Consider the following 18089-nt stretch of genomic DNA (forward strand, 5'->3'; position numbering starts at 1 on the left):
CCGACGTCATGGCGCCCTCCCAGACCGCCCGCGTCAGCGAGGCGTTGGCGGGCCGCGCGCTGCCCGTCCTCCTCCACGGACAGCGCGCGACCTGATCGGCACCGCCGGAAACCAGGTGGCCGACTCGGGGTCGGTGCGCACATCGGCAATGAGAAGGGGCGGGCGCCGGGGTCGGCGCCCGCCCTCCCTCGTCCGGGTGCGGTCAGCTCCAGGGGTTGGCCGGCTGGTCGCTGATGGCGGTCCAGAAGCGGGTGCCGGCGGGCAGGGTGCCGTTGGCCCACAGGCCCCAGCCGTTGGCGTCGTGGAACTCGGCCATCCGGAAGCCGGTGCCGAAGTAGCCGGCGCAGAGCTGGTCGGCGGCGGTCCGGCTGGTGAGCTGGCTGCCGGAGGTGGGGATGGTGGCCTTCACCTCGCCGCCGGCCCAGCTGTGGTAGCCGCTGGTGGGCACGCCGGCGGGGGCGGGGCGGCCGTCCTGCTTGAGGCACAGTACGGGCAGCTGCGCGGTGGCGGGGGTGTCGCCGCTGTACGCGTTGCTGCTGTTGTCGTTGCCGACGTGCACGACGTTGTCGGCGCGCTGCTCAAGGGTGGCCCAGGTCATGCCGTTGTGGGTGGCGACGCCGCCGAACAGGGCCTCGTAGGTGTTGCGGGCGATGTCCCACTCCTGGTACCCGCCGTAGTTGCAGTCGAACATGTAGAGCCGCCAGCCGCCGCCGATCCTGTGCTCGGTGTTGTCCAGGCACTGGGAGGTGGAGATGTTCTGCAGCCGGATCCCGAGCATGCCGTAGCGCGGCGTGCTGTCGGCCGCGGTCCACGGCGTGACCCGCCACATCTGCGAGGTGTCGTTGGCGTAGCACTGGACGCCGGAGGGGGTGCTGTCGACCGTCAGGCAGGAGCGCTGGTCGGCGGCGTTGTTGACGGTGTAGACGCTCGGCAGGCCCGGGACGGGCTTGAACACCCACTGGCCCGGGTTGTCGGACGGCGCGCAGGGGTGCAGACCCTGCCCGCCCCATATCGCGCCGTTGGGACAGCGCTCGGACTTCTGGTTGAGCAGGACCGTCGAGGGGGTGTCGGCCGAGGCCGAGCCGCCCGGGACCAGCACCAGGCCGGTCAGGGCGAGCGCGATGCCGAGGACGATACGCCGGACTAGCGAACGCACAGTGCTCTCCAAGGAGGGGAGACGACGAGGGGCGGTGGCCGGTCCGGAGGGCCCCCGGGCCACCCGGTCCGTCCGCCGCGGTCAGCTTGTCAGCGCGCGATCAATCGCCGGTATCCCAGTTTCCTGGGGGTCGTTCGACACCCGACTGGTCAGGGGCGCGGCCAGGGGCGCCCGTCGAGGTGCTCGATGTCGGTGTTGAAGCGGCGCAGGTAGGCGGCGAAGGTGGTGACGTCCTGGGCGGACCAGCCGGCCATCACCCGGTCCAGGGCCTCCACGTGGGCCTCGCGCTCCTCGTCGAGGCGGCGGTCGCCCTCGTCGGTGAGGCGGAACTTGCGGGCCATCCCGCCGTCGGGGTCGGCGATCCGCTCGACCAGGCCGGCCCGGGTCATGGCGGCGGTCTGCCGGTTGAGGGTGGAGGCGTCGAGGTTGAAGGCCTCGCTCAGCTCGCCGATGGACATCGGGCCCTGGATGCGGATGCGGCTGAGCAGGATGTACGCGCTGCGCTCCAGGGTGCTGCCGCGCGGGCGGGCGGCGGACTGGCTCAGGTAGTGGTGGCGGCCGAGCACCATGTACTCGAACTCGACCAGGTCCGTACGTTCTCCCATGCCGTCGTCCTTCGCCCTTCACCCTCATCGCCGCACCGCTGACCTGCGGGTTTCGCGGGCCTTGTCCAGTATGGCAAAGGGGTGTGACGGCGTGACCCGGCCATGTAGTGTGCTCGATGCACATAATATGCACGATACACATTCCGTTTCCGAGGAGCCCGCCATGGACGGCCCCCAGCCCGGCGGCACGACCGCCCCCACCACCGGCACCGCCCCGACCGCCGGCACCACCCCCACCACCGGCATCGTCGCCACCCTCGCTTTCACCGGCACCGTGGCCGCGATCATGCAGACCCTGGTCACCCCGCTGATCGGCGAACTGCCCCGACTGCTGCACACCGCGCCGTCCAACGCCTCCTGGGCGATCACCGCGACCCTGCTCGCCGGCGCCGTCTTCGTCCCGATCAGCGGACGCCTGGGCGACCTGCTGGGCAAACGCCGCATGCTCCTGGCCTGCTGCGTACCGCTGTTCATCGGATCGGTCCTGTGCGCGCTCGCCTCCGCGGCCGTACCGATGATCATCGGCCGCGGCCTCCAGGGCATGGGCATGGGCGTCGTCCCGCTCGGCATCAGCCTGCTGCGCGAAGTCCTGCCGCCCGAACGGCTCGGCTCCGCCATCGCCCTGGTCAGCGCCTCGATGGGGATCGGCGGCGGCCTCGGCCTGCCGATCGCCGCCGCCGTCGCCCAGTACGCCAGCTGGCGGGCCCTGTTCTGGGGCGCCGCCGCCCTCACCCTCGTCGTCGCCGCGATGATCCGCTTCCTCGTCCCCGCCCCCGCCCGGCGCCCCGCCGGCGGCCGCTTCGACCCCGTCGGCGCGGCCGGCCTGGGCGCCGGACTGGTCTGCCTCCTGCTGCCCGTCTCCAAGGGCGCCGACTGGGGCTGGACCGACCCCCTCACCCTCGGCCTGTTCGCCGCCGCCGCCGTCCTGCTCCTCGCCTGGGGCCGGTGGGAACTGCGCTGCCCCGAACCGCTGGTGGACCTGCGGGTCACGGCCCGCCCCCGGGTCCTGCTGACCAATGCCGCATCCGTCCTGGTCGGCTTCGGCATGTACGCGCAGGCGCTGATCATCCCCCAGCTGCTCCAACTCCCCGAGGCCACCGGCTACGGCCTGGGCCGGTCGATGCTGGCCATGGGCCTGTGGATGGCGCCCTCCGGCCTGATGATGATGGCCGTCTCACCACTGGGCGCACGCCTGTCGGCCGCGCGCGGCCCCAAGTTCACCCTGGTCGCCGGTTCCCTCGCGATCGCCGCCGGATACGGACTCTCGATGGTGCTCATCGGCTCCACCTGGGGCGTCCTGGTCGTGACACTGGTGTGCAACAGCGGCGTCGGCCTGGCCTACGGCGCGATGCCCGCACTGATCATGAGCGCCGTGCCGCTGTCCGAGACGGCGTCGGCGAACAGCTTCAACACCCTGATGCGCTCGCTCGGCACCTCCGTCTCCGCCGCCGTGGTCGGCGTGGTCCTCGCTCAGCTGACCACCACCCTCGGCGGCCACACCCTGCCCTCGGAGAGCGGCTTCAGGGTCGGCCTGCTGATCGGCTGCGGCGTGGCCCTGGCCGCCGCCGCGGTCGCCGCCACCATCCCCGCCCCGCCCGCCGGGGCCGCACCCGCCACCACCCACCCGGCACCCGCCGCCAAGGACACCGCCACGACCTGACCACCCGACCCGGCGTGACCTGACCACCCACCACGACCTGACCACCCGACCCGGCGCGACCTGACCGCCTGCAACGACCTGACCGCCCGCCGGCCCGCCCCCGGCACCCGCCGGGGGCGGCCGCGCTACGCACCCCCTACCGATCCGCGACGGATTCGCCCCCACCGCCCCCACCCGTACCGTCGGAGACCACGGACACCGGACCAACCCCCAGGAGAACAGCGATGACCGCCTACGCGATGGCCCAGGTCCACTCGGTCGAGTTCGGCCCCGACATCGTCGAGTACCTCCAGCGCATCGACGCCACCCTGGACCCCTTCGGCGGCCGCTTCCTCATCCACGGCGACCGGATCGAGACCGTCGAAGGCACCTGGGGACAGGACCTCATCCTCATCGAGTTCCCCGACCACCAGCGCCTGCGCGCCTGGTACGACTCGCCCGCCTACCAGGAGATCCTCCCGCTGCGCACCCGCCACATGACCGCCGACGTGGTCTTCGCCCGGGGCGTGCCCGCCGGCTACCGCGGCGCCGACGCCCTCAAGCACTGACCGGCCCGGGGGCTCAACGCCCCTGCGCCCGCTCGCGCCACCACCGCACCGTCGCCTCCACCTGCTCCTCCGGCGCGGTCGCGCGCACCGCGAAGGCAGCCTCGTAGGCGGAGGAGTCCACCACGAACGGACGGTCGAACTGGTAACGGACCTCGCGCAGTTCACGCAGCAGCGGGGAGAACAGCCCCGCCGCGCCCAGCAGCGCCTGCGGGAGCCGGCGCACCGCGACCGGTCCGACACCCGCCTGCGCCGCCAGCCGCTCCACCATCACGCGCACCGGCAGCGCGGGGGCCGTCGGCACGTGCCAGGCCCGTCCCCAGGCCCGCTCCTCGCCCGCGACCTCGGCCAACGCCTGCGCCACGTCCGGCAGGTACGTCCAGCTGTACGGCGCGCCCGGGTCGCCGAGCACCGCGATGTTCCGGCCCTTCAGCAGGCCCGGCATCACCCGCGAGGCCAGGTGCCCGCCGTCCGTCACCCCGGGGCCGAAGAAGTCCGAGGCCCGCACCTCGACCGCCCGGATCCGCCCGGCCCCGTGCAGCGCCCGCGCCTGCTCCCACGCCGCCGCCCGCACCCGCCCCTTGGGGCCGGCCGCGGCCAGCGGCAGGTCCTCGGTCATCGGGCCACGCACCGGCCCGTAGCCGTAGAGGTTGCCGAGCATGACCAGCACCGCCCCGGTGGCCTCGGCCGCCGCGCACAGCGAGGAGGCCAGCGCCGGCCACCGCGCCGCCCACTGCGGCAGCGGTGGCGCCGCGCAGCCGTAGATCGCCACTGCGCCTCGTGCGGTCTCCGCCAGCCGCGCGCGATCGCCCGCGTCCAGCGCCACGTGCTCGATGCCGGGCACCGGGGCCCCGCCCCGCGCGGGGCTCCCCGTCCTGGTGACGACCCGTACGGCGTGCCCCTGCCCGGCCAGCAGGCGGGCGGTGGCGGCCCCGGCGGGCCCGTATCCGACAACCACGTGGAAGCTCATCCGCCCCACCCTAGGGTCTGGGGCTGCGGGTGCCGCGGGTGCTGCGAGGGTGCGGTGCGGGCGACGGCAAATACTTAGTATGGCAACCGTAAAAGACGATCTATGCTGGCGGGCGTTCACAATCTCTCCGCACAACGCAAGGTGCTGAATGAAGATGCCCCGGGTGTCCGCCGTCGTCGCGGCCGCCGTCCTGGCCCCCACCGTCCTCTTCCCGTCGATGGCCTCCGCCGCCGACAACCCCCAGCCGGCCGGCGTCTCCGGCCCTGACACCGCGTCCAAGGGCGCCGAGGACCAGGGGACGGGCCAGGAGGAGCACGACCGCGCCGAGGTGCGGCGCATCCTCGCCGACCAGGAGAGCGGCCCGGGCGTGCGCGAGGCGGCCCAGAAGGCGCTGAACGGCACCGCCGCCGACCTGCGGCACTTCCTGGACGTCGAGCTCCACGACCAGCGCGTGATCGACAACCGGGTGAAGGCCTACCAGGTCCTCGCCGTCGGCGGGCCGGCCGTCAAGAAGGCCGCCACGGCCGCCCTGCGGGGCGGCACCGCCGAGGACGTCGCGAAGTTCCTCAAGGAGGGCCAGTTCACGGCCCGCGCCGAGGACGAGGACCGCGCCAAGGTCCAGAGCATCCTCGACGACAAGGAGACCGGCCCGGCCGTGCGCGAGGCCGCCCAGAAGGCCCTCGCGGGCACCGCCGCCGACGTGCGGCACTTCCTGGAGGTCGAACTCGACGATCGGCGTCAGCCCGACAACCGGCTGAAGGTCGTCTGGATCACCAACGGTGCCGGGCCGGTGCTGAAGAAGGCGGCCGACAAGGCGCTGCGGGGCAGCTACCAGGACGTCCTGGACTTCCTGAAGGAGGGCCAGTTCACGGCCCGTGCCGAGGACGAGGACCGCGCCAAGGTGCAGGGCATCCTCGCTGACAAGGAGACCGGATCGGCCGTGCGCGCGGCGGGGGAGAAGGCACTGGCCGGGACCGCCGCCGACGTGCGGCACTTCCTGGAGGTCGAACTCGACAGGTGTCGTACGAGCGACAACCTGCTGAAGGCCGCGATGATCTTCGGATCGGGCGGTCCGGCCGTGAAGAAGGCCGCCAGGGCCGCCATCAACGGTGGCGCCGAGGACATCGCCAGGTTCCTCAAGGAGGGCCAGTTCACGGCCCGCGCCGAGGACGAGGACCGCGCCAAGGTGCAGGGCATCCTCGACGACAAGGAGACCGGCCCGGGCGTGCGCGCGGCGGGGGAGAAGGCCCTCGCGGGCACCGCCGCCGACGTGCGGCACTTTTTGGACGTCGAGCTCGGCGAGTGGCGTCAGACCGACAACCGGCTGAAGGTCGTCCGGATCTCCGACGGCGCCGGACCGGCACTGAGCAAGGCGGCTGACAAGGCGCTGCGGGGCAGCTACCAGGACATCCTGGACTTCCTGAAGGAGGGCCAGTTCACGGCCCGCGCCGAGGACGAGGCCGCGAACAAGCCTGCCCCGCAGCCGGCCCGGCCCGCCGAGCAGCCGCAGACCGCCACCGGCGCCCAGTCGGCCGTCCAGCCCGCCGCCCTGACCACCACGACGGGCACGACCACGGGCACGACCGCGGCGGGCACCACCGCCGGGACGGCCACGGCCACCACGGGCACCACCACGGTCACCACCCGCCCCGGCCAGCTCGCCGCCACCGGCACCGAGGGCCTCGGCTGGGAGGCCGGCGGCGCCGCCGCGGCCCTGGCCGCGGGTGCTGCGCTCGTCGTCGCCTCCCGCCGCCGCTCCACCGAGAGCTGACGCCCCCGAGCGTCCCCGGCCGCCCACGCGTCCGGGGACGCCCGGACGTCCGGGGACGCACGTTCAGCCGCGGGGGCTGCGCTCGGCGATCGCCCGGGCGAGGTCCGCGTGCCAGCGGGCCGCGTTGCTGCCGTCCAGCTGGCCCGCGAAGGCGCGCCGCGCGGCCTGCACCAGCTCGGCCGAAGCGTGCGGGTACGCCTCCCAGACCGCCCAGAGCGCGTTCTCGGTGTCCTCGTCCAGGCCCGTGCAGGTGAGCGGTCCGGTCCCGGACAGGGTCTTGGCCAGCACCGCCTCGAAGACCCGCCGCAGCCGCTCGTCGTCTTCGCGCCCGCGGGCGGGGCGCTCAGCCACCATCGCCGCCGCCACCGTCGCCGCTGTCACCGCCGCTCAGGCTCCGGTTCCGGCGCCGGCTGCGCGAGGAGCGGCGCAGCAGGGACCCCGAGGCGAGCGTCACGGACGCCACGGCGCGCACCCAGCGGGGGCCGCCGCGTTCGGCCCACACCACGCACACGCACCCGCCGACCACGATCACCAGGACACCGACCAGCACGGCACCGACCACGCCTCACCCCTCTCCCGTCCATCCCGTTTCCGGGCCGATCCTCTCAAGCCGAGCCCCCCGCCCGCGCCCCCGACCCACCCGAAACCGGGCCGATCCGCCATACAAGTGGACACCAGGCCTGTCCTACAGGGAAGTTGGCGCCGCGCGGGATCCGCTCGACCCGCGCCCCGACCCACCCCCCCTGACCTGCGCCCCGCCCCTGCGCCGAGTGCGGTGGCGAGCCCGCCGTGTGCCAGGATGCCGACACCGATCCCCTCGACCGGAGACCTTTCTTGACGATTCGCCGCACCACCGTCCTGGCCGCCGCCGCGACCGTGCTCTCCCTCACCGCGCTGACGGGCTGCAACGACGACGCCGCCCCCTCGGCGGCCCAGACCCCCGCCGCCCCGCCGTCCGCTCCGGCATCGGCATCGGCCCCGCCGTCCGCTCCGGCATCGGCATCGGCCCCGGCGTCCGCCCCGGCGTCGGCATCGGCCCCGGCGTCCGCCCCGGCGTCGGCATCGGCCCCGGCGTCCGCACCTGCCTCGGCCCCGGCCGAGGCGCCCGCCGGCGGGGTGATCGACCCCGAGCAGGCCCTCGCCCAGGCCGCCCGCACGCCCTACGCGGCCTCCCAGGACTTCCGCACCGAGGGCGGCCCGCTGGTCGCGACCACCACCGGCCGGATCAACCTCAACGGCAAGGTACGCACCGGCCGCCTCACCGAGTCCCTCGGCGCCGGCGGCGATTCGGCGGGCGACCCGGTCGTCGTCACCGAGGACGCGGCGTACATCAAGTCCGGCAGCGGCTGGCGCAAGTCCCCCCTCGCCGACCGGATCGCCGACTACCACGGCTACGCGAAGGCCCTGCTGGCGCTCGGCCCCGCCGCCCGCAAGGGCATGGAGGAGCAGAACGGCGCGCCCGCCTTCCACCTGTCCGGCACGCTCGGCGTGGAGCAGATGCGCGCCGTGGACGCCGAGCGCTACCTCAACCTCAAGCGCATGGGGGTGGCGTCCTTCCAGCTCGACCAGTGGATCGACGCCCAGGGCCGCACCGTGCGCTTCGACCAGCGCGTCGAGATCAGGGGCACCCCGACGCGTACCTACGGCACCTTCCGCGACTTCGGCCCCGTCGAGCCGGTCCCCGCCCCCAACTGACCACCCGAGCAAAGGAGTCCGCCATGGCCAAGGGCCTGTTCGCGACCCTGCACACCACCCTGGGCCCGATCCGGCTGGAGCTGTTCCAGTTCCACGCGCCGAAGACGGTCCGCAACTTCGTCGAACTCGCCGAGGGCACCCGGGAGTACACCGACCCGCGCACCGGCGGGCCCGGCAGCGGCCCGTACTACGACGGCACGCTCTTCCACCGCGTGGTGGCCGGCTTCATGGTCCAGGGCGGCGACCCCACCGGCAGCGGCACCGGCGGCCCGGGCTACGCCTTCGCCGACGAGTTCCACCCCGAACTGCACTTCACCAGGCCCTACCTGCTCGCCATGGCCAATTCCGGCCCGGGCACCAACGGCTCGCAGTTCTTCATCACCGTCGGCACGCCCGCCCACCTGAACCGCCGGCACACCATCTTCGGCCAGGTCGCCGACGCCGACTCCCGGGCCGTCGTCGACGCCCTCGCGGCCGTCCCCACGGACGGTGAGCGCCCCGTGGAGGACGTCGTGATCACCCAGGTCACCGTCGAGCGGCTCTGACGCCTGCCCCGGCAGTCCGGCAGCCCTGCGCCCGTCGTCCGGCGGTGTCACAGCCAGCCGCGGTCGTCGGCGGTGCGCAGGGCCTCGGTGCGGTTGCGGCTGGCGGTCTTGGCGATGGCGGAGGAGAAGTAGTTGCGCACCGTGCCCTCCGAGAGGTAGAGCTTGCCGGCGATCTCGGCGACGCCGGCCCCGGAGCGGGAGGCGTTCAGCACGTCGCGTTCCCGGGCGGTGAGCGGGGAGGCGCCGGCCGCCAGGGTGGCCGCGGCCAGTTCCGGGTCCACCACGCGTTCGCCCGCCGCGACCCGGCGGATGGCGTCGGCGAGCACTTCGGCCGGCGCGTCCTTGACGACGAAGCCGACCGCGCCCGCTTCCATCGCCCGGCGCAGGTAGCCGGCGCGTCCGAAGGTGGTGAGGATGACGACCCGGCAGTCGGGCACCTGCTGGGCCAGGACGGCGGCGGCGGCCAGGCCGTCGAGGCCGGGCATCTCGATGTCCAGGAGGGCCACGTGGGGCCGGTGTTCGCGGGCCGCGTCGACGACCTGGTCGCCGCGCCCGACGGCGGCGACCACCTCGAAGTCGTCCTCCAGGTCGAGCAGGGCGCACAGCGCGGTGCGGACCAGTTCCTGGTCCTCGGCGAGCAGCAGGCGGATCGTCATGTCGTCCCTTTCCGGGCGGGGGCGCGCCCGTGGCGGGCGCTCGGCGGGACGGTGACCAGCAGCCGCCACCCGCGCGGGCTCAGCGGGCCGGCTTCGACGGTACCGCCGGCCGCCGCGACCCGTTCCCGCAGCCCCCTCAGGCCCTTCCCGACCCCGCTGCCCTCGCCGGTCCTGCCGGTCCCGCCGGTTCTGCCGTCCGCGCCCGTCCCGTCGTCGCGGATCTCCACGGAGGAGCCGGTGACGGTGACGGTGCAGCGGTCGGCCCGGGCGTGCCGGACCACGTTGGTCAGGCCCTCGCGCACCACCCAGCCGAACAGTTCCCCGTCCCGCGTGGCGACGGGGTCGGTGGACGTCGGCAGGTCGGCGACCACCCCGGCGGCGCGCAGCAGTTCGCGTCCGCGCGCGAGTTCGCCGGCCAGCGTGACGTCGCGGTAGCCGGTGACCGCGGCCCGGACGTCGGCCAGCGCCTGCCGGGACAGCGACTCCACCGCGGCCATCTCCGCCAGCGACTGGTCGGGGTCCTTGGCGGCGAGGCGCTGGGCCAGGCGGGACTTGACGGTGATCGCGGTGAGCGAGTGCCCGAGCAGGTCGTGCAGGTCGCGCGCGATCCGGTTGCGTTCGGCCTCCGAGGCCAGCCGCGCCACCTCGGCCCGGGCGGCCACCAGGGCCTGGTTGGTGGTGGCGATCTCCGCGAACGCCCCCGTGGTGAGCACGGTGAACAGCAGTGCCAGCGCCTGGAAGGTGCCGGGCCCGGCGTGCCAGGCGGGCACCGCCCACGGCACCAGCAGGGCGGCCAGGGTGGCGGTGACGGTCACCAGGGTGGCGTGGCGGCGCCGCAGCACGGCGACGAAGGAGACGACGACGATGGCGAGGTAGAACGCGTTCTCGTGGGCGAACGGCAGCGCGGCCAGGAACAGCGCGCTCATCACCGCCAGCAGCAGGAGCACCTGCCGTCGCCGGCGGTGGATCATCGCGGTGGCGGTGAGGACGAAGCAGAGGCAGAACGCGCCGACGACCGCGTACCCGGCGACCAGGGCCGCCCCGGACACGTTGCCGCTCACGGCGACGGCGGTCAGGCACGGGTAGACCAGCATCCCGGCGCTCAGCATGATCCGCCGCCAGCCCTGTACCCACCGCTGCGGGGCGCGCTCCCCTGTGGCGCGCTCCGCGGCGGCGTGCCCGGGGAGGGTCGCCTGCGTGTCCTCGTCCACCCTCGCCCGCCTCACGTCGCGTCGGATCGCGCGAACAGGGTACGCAGGTGGCGTCCGTTGATCACGGCGGCCACCCCCGCCAGCACCAGCCCGCACAGGGCCTGCTCGGCCTTCATCCAGAACGGGAAGGTCCCCGGCACGCAGATGATCACGACGATCGCGGCGATCATGACGGCCGAGATGATCCGCAGCCGCCGGTACGCCGCGTGCGATCCGCGGGCGGCCCGGGTGGTGAACAGGTACGTGACCACGGCGCTGGCCACGACGAGGGTGCCGCGGATCCACACGGCCGGGTTCACCAGGTCGGGGTGGTTGCGCAGGACGTAGGCGGCTGCCAGGGTGACGACGCTCAGGCCCAGGTAGGCGGACACCAGCCGCCTGACGGTGCGGAAGGCCCGAACGGTGTCGGGGTGGTTCACGTCGGTGGAGGTCATGCCCCCATGCTGTCCGCGCCGCGCCCCCGCCCGGCAGTGTGCTGCCGCACCGGCCGACCGTGACAATTGTCAGCAGGTCAGGTCAGGTCAGGGCAGGTGAGGTTAGGGGAAGGGCCGGGGGAAAGCGGGGCCGCCGCCCGGCGGGGCCGGGCGGCGGCTGGCTGTCGGTCGTGCGGTGGGGCTCAGGTGCAGCTGGTGAAGGTGGGGCTGGTGTTGGCGATGTAGAGGGTGGCGCCGCCGCTGGGGTCGGAGGTGAGCGGGACGGTGACGGTGTCCTCGGCGGTCCAGGGGAAGCCGCGGGCGTCGAACGTCCAGTTGCCGGTGACCTTGCGGGCGAGCTCGGCCAGCGTCACCCAGCCGTACTGCTGGGGCGGGACGTTGACGGTGACGGCGTTGTTGACGGTGGTCGAGCCCTGCCAGACGTTGCTGTAGTTGACGGCGGTCTTGACCGCGGTGGTGAAGACGCCGCCGGGGGCGCCGCCGGAGATCTCCGCCCCGATCTCCCCGCCGAGGGTGCTGGACCAGCCGGTCATGTTGGTGACCGCGAAGTTCTGCTGGGCGGCGCTGCTGGTGTTGTTGAACCAGATCGAGGAGACGCAGATCTTGGGCAGCGGCGCCGCGGGGGCCTCGCTCTTGACGGCCCAGGAGCAGGAGGAGACGTCCTTCTGGCACTGCTTGGCGGCGTGGTCGACGGCGAGGCTGCGGGCGGCCTGCGGGAAGCCGGTGGACCACTGCTGGTTGGCGGTGCCGTTGCAGGTGTACTGGTCGGTCCAGGCGTCGTCGTACTGGGCGCCGAGCAGCAGGTCCAGGCAGGTGTTGTCGCCCAGATGGCGGATCATGAACGCGTCGGCGGCCCCGGCGACCGGCTGCAGGAACCACCGCTGGCTGGCCTGCCCGGCGCAGGTCTGCTGGCGCAGGGCCGGGGTGAAGAAGGCCAGGTCGATGCACTTGCCGGTGTCGTTGTTGACGATGGTGAAGGAGAAGTCGGAGGGGTCGACGCTCAGCCGCCAGGACTGGTGGTAGCCGGGCGCCGAGTTGGTGACGATGTAGGCGCCGTCGCCCATGGTGCCGTTCTGGACGTCGAGTTGGCGCCCGTTGCTGAGGGACTTGATGGTCAGGCACTGCTGCGGGGAGGCGCAGGCGGCGGCCGGCGCCGTGGCGGCGTGGGCCCGCGCGGTCGCGAGCGGGGAGGCGGTGAAGCCCAGGGCGGCGCAACAGGCCACCAGGACGGCCGCGATCAGGCGCAGCCAGGGAGCCGGTCGGCTCGGGGTCGTGGCGGAGAGCACGGGGTCGGGTCCTTTCGTCGGGAACGGGGAGAGGGAGAGGGGAGAGAAGTCGGAAAGAAAGGGGAGGGCGGGCCGGTCAGGCGGCGGCGAAGGCCGCTTCCAGGCGCGGGACGTAGTCCACGAGGTCCTGCGCCCAGCAGCCCGCGCTGTGGCCGCCGTTGCAGGCGGTGCCCCAGCCGGCGCCGTTGCCGTAGTCGACGTAGTGGTAGCGGTAACCGAGGGCGTCCAGGCGGTCCTTGAGGCGCTTGGCGGTGCCCTCGGCCCAGAACTCCATGTCGGAGGCGCTGCCGTTGCCGTTGCCGGTGTAGACCGCGATGCCGGTGTCGGCGAGCGCGCCCACCCGGGAGACCGGGTCCGCGGCGTTCCAGCGCCAGTCGGCGTTGAACACCGGGTACGGCGAGCCGAAGATCGCGTCGCTGGAGACCGTGGGGCCGAAGTCGAGGCCGCAGGGCTTGCCGTCGCTGGGCCCGCACAGCACGGTGCCGGCGTTGGTCAGGGTGGCGACCACGGCCCCGCGGATGATCATCTCGTTCACGGAGAGGTCGTTCGCGCCGGACATGGTGAGGACCTGGCCGAACAGCTGGGGCCGGTCCTGCGCGTAGTGCAGCGCGCCGAAGCCGCCCATCGACAGGCCGCCGACGGCCCGGCTCCTGCGGCCCGTCAGGGTGCGCAGGTTGGCGTCGATGAACGGGACGACCTGGTCGAGGTGGAAGGTCTCCCAGTTCTGCGCCCCGGCGGCGGTGTTCTGGTCGAGCCAGTCGGTGTACCAGCCGCGCAGGCCGCCGTCCGGGATGACGGTGATCATCGACTGCGCGGCGGTGAGGGCGGGGTAGGCCAGGGCCGGGTCGCTCGGGTTGTCCGAGGCGCCGTGCAGGAAGTACAGGACCGGGTAGCGCTTGGCCGGGCTGGCCGCGTAGTCGGCGGGCAGCAGGATCCGGATGGTGTGCTCCCCGGCGACCTGGGGTGTGGTGACGGTGAGCACGAAGTTGGTGGCGCTGCCGGTGGGGGCGCCGACCTGGGTGAGCCCGAAGCCGTCCTTCATCGGCGGCGGGGCGGGGGCCTCGGCGTGCGCGGCGGGCACGCCCAGCAGCAGGAGGCAGGCGGTCAGGGCGGCGACGGCCGTCCTGGCGTACCGGAGCCGGGCGCGCGGGGGCCGCACGGGCGGGCGCCGGGCGGGCTGGGCTGGTGTCATGGGTCGTCCTTGGCCGTGAGGGTGCCGCCGTTCCCGGGGGGAACCGCCGGAACTGTCTGAGCACCGACAACTCTTGCGAGATCACCTCGCGGTCCGCCAGAGCGCCCTGCGGCGCACCTGGGCCACTGGCGCATGTGCGCCACCGGCGTGGGTAGCCTCCGACGGCCCGTCCGGGCGACACCGGCACAACGACAAGCCGACAAACCGACGAGCGGACGAGCGGACGGGCCGACACAACGGCACAGCGCCGAGCTGACGAGCCGACACACCGACACACCGATACACCGACACGATGACGGGGGACGTCGTGCACGACGTGCTGGATCCAGACTCCGAACGCGGCCGGATCTACCGCTGCCTGGTCGGCCGTCCGCAGGCGCGGGCGGCGGAGCTGGCGGCCGGGGTCGGCCTCGGCGAGGGCGCCGTCCTGGCCGTGCTCAGGGAACTCGCCGACGAGGGAGTCGTCGTGGCCTGCAACGGTGAGGGCCCGCGCGGCGACGGCCCGCGCGACGACGGCCACTGCGACGACGGCCCGCGCGACGACCGTCACCGCGACGACGGTCACCGCGACCGCGCCTGGGAGGCGCTGCCGCCCGGCCGGGTGGTCGAGGCGGTGCTGCAGAGCGACGCCGTCCGGCAGGCCGCGGCGCGCCGGGCCGGGGCGGAACTGGAACGCCTCTACCGCTTCGCTCGGCGCGACGCCGGCACCTACGGCGCCCTGGAGGTGGTCGAGGACGCCGCCCAGGTGCTGGCGGCCAGCCGGCGCCTCCAACTGGCCGCCCGCCACCAGGTGCGGGTCATCGACGTGCCGCCCTACTCCGGCAGTTCGGCCTACTACCTCGACCAGGAGGTGCTGCAGCGCCAGCGGATGGCCGCCGGGGTCGTCTACCGCTCGATCTACCACGGCTGCGCCTTCGACGACCCGGTCGCGGGCCCCAACATGGCGCGCATGATGGAGGCGGGGGAGCAGGCCCGCACGCTGGACGAGCCGCCGCTCAAGCTGGCCCTGGGCGACGACGACCTGGCGATCGTCACGCTGGCGGCCGACGGGCGCCCGGGCGTCGTCTCGCTGCTGATCCGGCCCTCGGGCCTGCTGCGGGCGCTGGCCGCGGTGTTCGAGACGCTCTGGCGGCTGGCCGTCCCGGCGTCGGTGTCCGCCGTCGACCTGCAGATCGGTGAGCGGGACCGCCGCATCCTGTCCCTGATGGCCAGTGGTGCCACGGACGACGCCATCGCCCGGCGGCTGGGGCTGGGGCGGCGCACGGTGGTGCGCCGGGTCTCGGCGCTGCTGGCTCAGTTGGGGGCCACCACGCGGTTCCAGGCGGGCGTGCAGGCGGCCCGGCGCGGTTGGCTGTGAGCCGTCCGTGCCGGGCCGGACCCCTGGGGGGTGAGGGGTCAGGGAAAGACGGTCAGCAGGTGCCCGCCGCGCGGTCGCGCACGACCAGGTCGGTGCGGCCGGGGGTGGAGTCCAGCCAGACCACCCGGGTGCCCTGGTCGGCGGCGGGCTGGTCCTGGCCGCCCCGGTCGCAGGAGAGGCGCTGCGGGGTGCCGCCGCCGGTCGGGAGCTGCCAGAGCTTGGGCAGTGCGGCGTTGGTCCAGCCGCCGGCGGGCTTGGTGCCGTCGACCTTGTAGGTGACGGCCTGGTCGGAGGAGGCGAGGCTGCCGCCGCGCGTCGGGGCGTTCGGCGAGTCGGCGGCCAGCACCTCGGTCACGCCGGAGCCGTCCAGGGCGCCGGAGCGGATGGAGGAGCGGGCGGTCGCGCCGGCGGGGGTGTCCAGCCACAGCAGCCGTCCGCCGGCGAGCCGGGCGGAGGAGGCGGTGGTCGTGGCGGCGCCGGGGGCGGCGTGCGCGGTGTACTGCGCGGTGACCTTGCCGGCGGCGATCGAGTAGACGGTCGGCGCGGTGACGTACTGCTGTCCGTCCTGCCAGGACTCGGTCCAGGCGAGGTAGCCGTCCTTGAGGGTGAGGTCGTCCGGGTGGTGCCCGTCGGCCAGCGGCAGTTCGACCGCGGGGGCCCCGTCGTGGGACAGCCGGATGCTGGTGCGGTGGGTGGTGAAGTCGTTCACGGTGAAGGCGATGTCGCCGCCGGAGACCTGGGGGCTGCCGGGCTCCGTCCCGTCGGCGAGGAACAGGCTGCGGACCGGGCCGGCGCCGGACAGCGGTGCGGCCAGCAGTTCGCGGCTGTGGTTCTGGGCGGTGGTGCCGATGGCCTTCCACACGGCGGTGGTGCCGTCGGTGGCGGGCCAGCTGTGGTAGCGGCCGTCGTCGGGGCTGAGCCGGACGGGGGCGCCGCGCCCGGTGGTGGAGCCGGTGTACAGCGCGGTGGTGTCGGGGCGGGTGCCGCCCGTGCCCTTGACCGGGTCGGGGGCGGGGGCCATCGCCACCCAGTGCCCGCCGCCGGCGGCCGGGGGCGCCATCGAGTAGGAGAGGTTGCGCGCCAGCGTGCGGCTGTCCATGCCGATCCGGTTCTCCCAGCCGGGCTTGATCCCGTGCGCGTCGAACGCGGCTGCCACGGTGCGCAGTTGGGCGTGGCTGAGGCCGAGGTCGCGGCCGGCCGCCAGGGCCGCGTTGCGCCCGGCCACGAAGTCGTCGAGCGGGGTGAGGTAGGCGGTGAGCGCCCGGTAGACCACCCGGTCGGCGGTGAGCGGGTCGAGGGTGCGCCGGACGTCCCACAGGGCGCCGCTGAAGATGGTGGCGTTGAGGTGCTGTCCGCCGTTGTCGACCGTGCCGCCGAGGTAGTCGTCCACGGTGGTGCGGTGGTCGTCCATCCGGCGGTCCGCGCAGGCCTGCGGGGTGCCGGTGCGGCACTTGCTCTCGCCGAGCAGCGCGGCCGCCGGGTCGTTCATGGACATGCCGCGGGCGGTGACCTCGATGGCGTTGCCGAAGTAGTCGGCGATGCCCTCGTTCATCGCGCCGGCCTGGCCCATGCCGGCCAGGTCGGCGGTGTTCGATATGACGCCGTGGGTCATCTCGTGCCCGGCGATGTCGAGGGCGGCGGAGAACGGGTAGTAGTTGGGGCCCCCGCTGCCGTAGACCATCTTCTTCCCGTCCCAGTACGCGTTGGCGTAGGGGGCGCCGTCCTGGGTCACGTTGACGACGGAGGTGATCGCGCCGCCCTTGCCGTCCAGGCCGTTGCGGCCGAACCGGTCGTGGTAGAAGTCGTACACGATACCGGCGTTGACGCTGGCGTCGGTGGCACCGCTGGTGCCGGCGGAGGCCGGGAAGTCCGGGCCGGGGGAGTGGGCCGGGGGGAGGTCGGCGGGGATGGCGCCGCCGAAGTCCATCTCGTCCCGGCCGCCCGCGTCGTAGGTGGTGATGGCGGCGGGCCGGGTGAGGTCGGTGAGCTGGTAACTGCCGTCCGGCAGGCGGGCGATGTTCACCTTGGCGGAGTTGCCGTGGGCGTCCGGCGCGGTCCCGGTGGCGGGTTCGAGGCCGGCCGCGGCGCTCCCGTCGGCGGCGCTCCCGGCATTGCCGCCCGTCGGGAGCGGGGCGCGGGTGTCGTAGGCGAGGGCGACCACGCCGACGGTGGCGTCCACGAAGACCTCGCGGGCCGCCGGCGCCCCGGTCGCCGGGTCGGCGGCGTGCACGGTGAAGCGCTGGGCGAGCCGGCCGGCGCCGTCCGGCAGGACGACCAGGCCGTGGTCCTCGGCGGTGGCCGCGGCCCGGGCCTTCGGGTCCTGGACGGAGCCGAGCGCCAGATCCCGCAGGGCGGCGGCCGGGACGGTGGCGGTGGTCGGCGCGGTCAGGCCGGTGAAGTACTTGCCGCCCACCGACTCGACGCGCTGCCCGGCGCCCTCGCCCGTCAGATGCACCAGGTACTGCGCGCCGAACACGGGCACGCCGTCGTGGCGCTGCTCGAACCTGACGGTGCGCCGGCCGTCGGCGGTGCTCTCGGATCCGACCTCGGCCAGCTCGCCGGGGTCGACGTGGTAGCGGTCGGCGTGGGCCGCGAGGTGGGCGCGGGCGGCGTCGGCGGGGCTGCCGACGGCCGGCTCGGCCAGGCCGGTGACCAGCTGCGGGGCGGCGGTGTCCTGACCGGCCACCAGGGAGGGCACCGGGTCGGGGGCGGCCGCGGGCCCGGCCAGGGCGGGCGGCGCGGCCAGGGCCAGCGCCACCACGGCGGTGGCGCCGATGCCGAGTGCTGTGGACGTGCGGGAACGACGGGGCACGGAGGTCCTCTCGCAGGGCCGAACGGTGGTCGCGGCGGGCCGGCCGCGCCGGACCACCGCGACGATCACGATAAGTCATCCAACGTCATATGTCGATAGACTTTCTATGTGCCCTCGGAGGGCCGGAACCCGACCCCCGCAACCGACCCCCGCAACCGGCCCGGAAACCCCAACCCGCCCCGCCCGGCGAGCGA

General features: G+C 74.2%; 17 protein-coding genes. 6 read left to right on the forward strand and 11 right to left on the reverse strand.

What is annotated here, in order from left to right; genetic code table 11:
* Window positions 1-202: 202 nt before the first annotated feature.
* Complete coding sequence (locus tag AB0O19_RS36335; protein WP_363625820.1) at window positions 203-1156, reverse strand: RICIN domain-containing protein; 954 nt, start codon at window positions 1154-1156, stop codon at window positions 203-205.
* A gap of 149 nt (window positions 1157-1305) precedes the next feature.
* Window positions 1306-1761 carry a MarR family transcriptional regulator gene (locus AB0O19_RS36340; protein WP_363586814.1) on the reverse strand — a complete coding sequence of 152 codons (456 nt, stop codon included), beginning with the start codon at window positions 1759-1761 and terminating at the stop codon, window positions 1306-1308.
* 163 nt (window positions 1762-1924) lie between these two features.
* On the opposite strand from AB0O19_RS36340, the gene AB0O19_RS36345 reads away from it, so the two are divergent.
* A complete protein-coding gene (locus tag AB0O19_RS36345) occupies window positions 1925-3421 on the forward strand; it encodes an MFS transporter (RefSeq protein ID WP_363625822.1) in 1497 nt (498 codons plus the stop codon).
* 224 nt (window positions 3422-3645) lie between these two features.
* Window positions 3646-3969: a DUF1330 domain-containing protein gene (locus AB0O19_RS36350; protein WP_363625824.1), complete on the forward strand. Its 324-nt coding sequence runs from the start codon at window positions 3646-3648 to the stop codon at window positions 3967-3969.
* Window positions 3970-3982: 13 nt separating this feature from the next.
* Here the strand turns inward: AB0O19_RS36350 and AB0O19_RS36355 are convergent, their stop codons facing one another.
* The gene (locus AB0O19_RS36355) at window positions 3983-4936 is read right to left on the reverse strand and encodes an NAD-dependent epimerase/dehydratase family protein (protein ID WP_363625826.1); all 954 of its coding nucleotides are present in this window, start codon (window positions 4934-4936) and stop codon (window positions 3983-3985) included.
* Between the two features lie 148 nt (window positions 4937-5084).
* On the opposite strand from AB0O19_RS36355, the gene AB0O19_RS36360 reads away from it, so the two are divergent.
* The gene (locus tag AB0O19_RS36360) at window positions 5085-6707 is read left to right on the forward strand and encodes an ALF repeat-containing protein (RefSeq protein ID WP_363625828.1); all 1623 of its coding nucleotides are present in this window, start codon (window positions 5085-5087) and stop codon (window positions 6705-6707) included.
* A gap of 63 nt (window positions 6708-6770) precedes the next feature.
* Here the strand turns inward: AB0O19_RS36360 and AB0O19_RS36365 are convergent, their stop codons facing one another.
* Window positions 6771-7061, reverse strand: coding sequence for a hypothetical protein (locus AB0O19_RS36365; RefSeq protein ID WP_363625830.1), 291 nt, complete (start codon window positions 7059-7061; stop codon window positions 6771-6773).
* Window positions 7051-7269 carry a hypothetical protein gene (locus tag AB0O19_RS36370; RefSeq protein WP_363625832.1) on the reverse strand — a complete coding sequence of 73 codons (219 nt, stop codon included), beginning with the start codon at window positions 7267-7269 and terminating at the stop codon, window positions 7051-7053. Before AB0O19_RS36370 ends, AB0O19_RS36365 begins: the two co-directional genes overlap by 11 nt.
* Window positions 7270-7541: 272 nt before the next feature.
* On the opposite strand from AB0O19_RS36370, the gene AB0O19_RS36375 reads away from it, so the two are divergent.
* Both AB0O19_RS36375 and AB0O19_RS36380 read left to right on the forward strand, forming a co-directional pair.
* Entirely contained in the window at window positions 7542-8402 is an 861-nt protein-coding gene (locus AB0O19_RS36375; RefSeq protein WP_363625834.1) for a hypothetical protein, read from the forward strand.
* Window positions 8403-8425: 23 nt separating this feature from the next.
* The gene (locus AB0O19_RS36380) at window positions 8426-8947 is read left to right on the forward strand and encodes a peptidylprolyl isomerase (protein WP_363625836.1); all 522 of its coding nucleotides are present in this window, start codon (window positions 8426-8428) and stop codon (window positions 8945-8947) included.
* Between the two features lie 47 nt (window positions 8948-8994).
* On the opposite strand, the gene AB0O19_RS36385 is transcribed toward AB0O19_RS36380, so the two are convergent.
* The 5 genes from AB0O19_RS36385 to AB0O19_RS36405 form a co-directional block, all read right to left on the reverse strand.
* A complete protein-coding gene (locus tag AB0O19_RS36385; RefSeq protein ID WP_363586822.1) occupies window positions 8995-9603 on the reverse strand; it encodes a response regulator transcription factor in 609 nt (202 codons plus the stop codon).
* Window positions 9600-10814 (reverse strand): sensor histidine kinase, encoded by a 1215-nt coding sequence (locus AB0O19_RS36390; protein WP_363625838.1) that lies wholly within the window; start codon window positions 10812-10814, stop codon window positions 9600-9602. Before AB0O19_RS36390 ends, AB0O19_RS36385 begins: the two co-directional genes overlap by 4 nt.
* An 11-nt stretch (window positions 10815-10825) precedes the next feature.
* Window positions 10826-11248, reverse strand: a complete 423-nt coding sequence (locus tag AB0O19_RS36395) for a hypothetical protein (protein ID WP_363625840.1) — start codon at window positions 11246-11248, stop codon at window positions 10826-10828.
* A 182-nt stretch (window positions 11249-11430) separates the two neighbouring features.
* The gene (locus AB0O19_RS36400) at window positions 11431-12534 is read right to left on the reverse strand and encodes an RICIN domain-containing protein (protein ID WP_363625841.1); all 1104 of its coding nucleotides are present in this window, start codon (window positions 12532-12534) and stop codon (window positions 11431-11433) included.
* A 76-nt stretch (window positions 12535-12610) separates the two neighbouring features.
* Window positions 12611-13726 (reverse strand): alpha/beta hydrolase-fold protein, encoded by a 1116-nt coding sequence (locus AB0O19_RS36405; RefSeq protein ID WP_363625843.1) that lies wholly within the window; start codon window positions 13724-13726, stop codon window positions 12611-12613.
* 292 nt (window positions 13727-14018) lie between these two features.
* On the opposite strand from AB0O19_RS36405, the gene AB0O19_RS36410 reads away from it, so the two are divergent.
* Entirely contained in the window at window positions 14019-15083 is a 1065-nt protein-coding gene (locus AB0O19_RS36410) for a LuxR C-terminal-related transcriptional regulator (protein ID WP_363625845.1), read from the forward strand.
* A 52-nt stretch (window positions 15084-15135) separates the two neighbouring features.
* Here the strand turns inward: AB0O19_RS36410 and AB0O19_RS36415 are convergent, their stop codons facing one another.
* Window positions 15136-17895, reverse strand: a complete 2760-nt coding sequence (locus AB0O19_RS36415; RefSeq protein ID WP_363625847.1) for a M4 family metallopeptidase — start codon at window positions 17893-17895, stop codon at window positions 15136-15138.
* Between the last annotated feature and the right edge of the window lie 194 nt (window positions 17896-18089).

Source organism: Kitasatospora sp. NPDC091276 (genome assembly GCF_040684355.1).
GTDB lineage: Bacteria > Actinomycetota > Actinomycetes > Streptomycetales > Streptomycetaceae > Kitasatospora.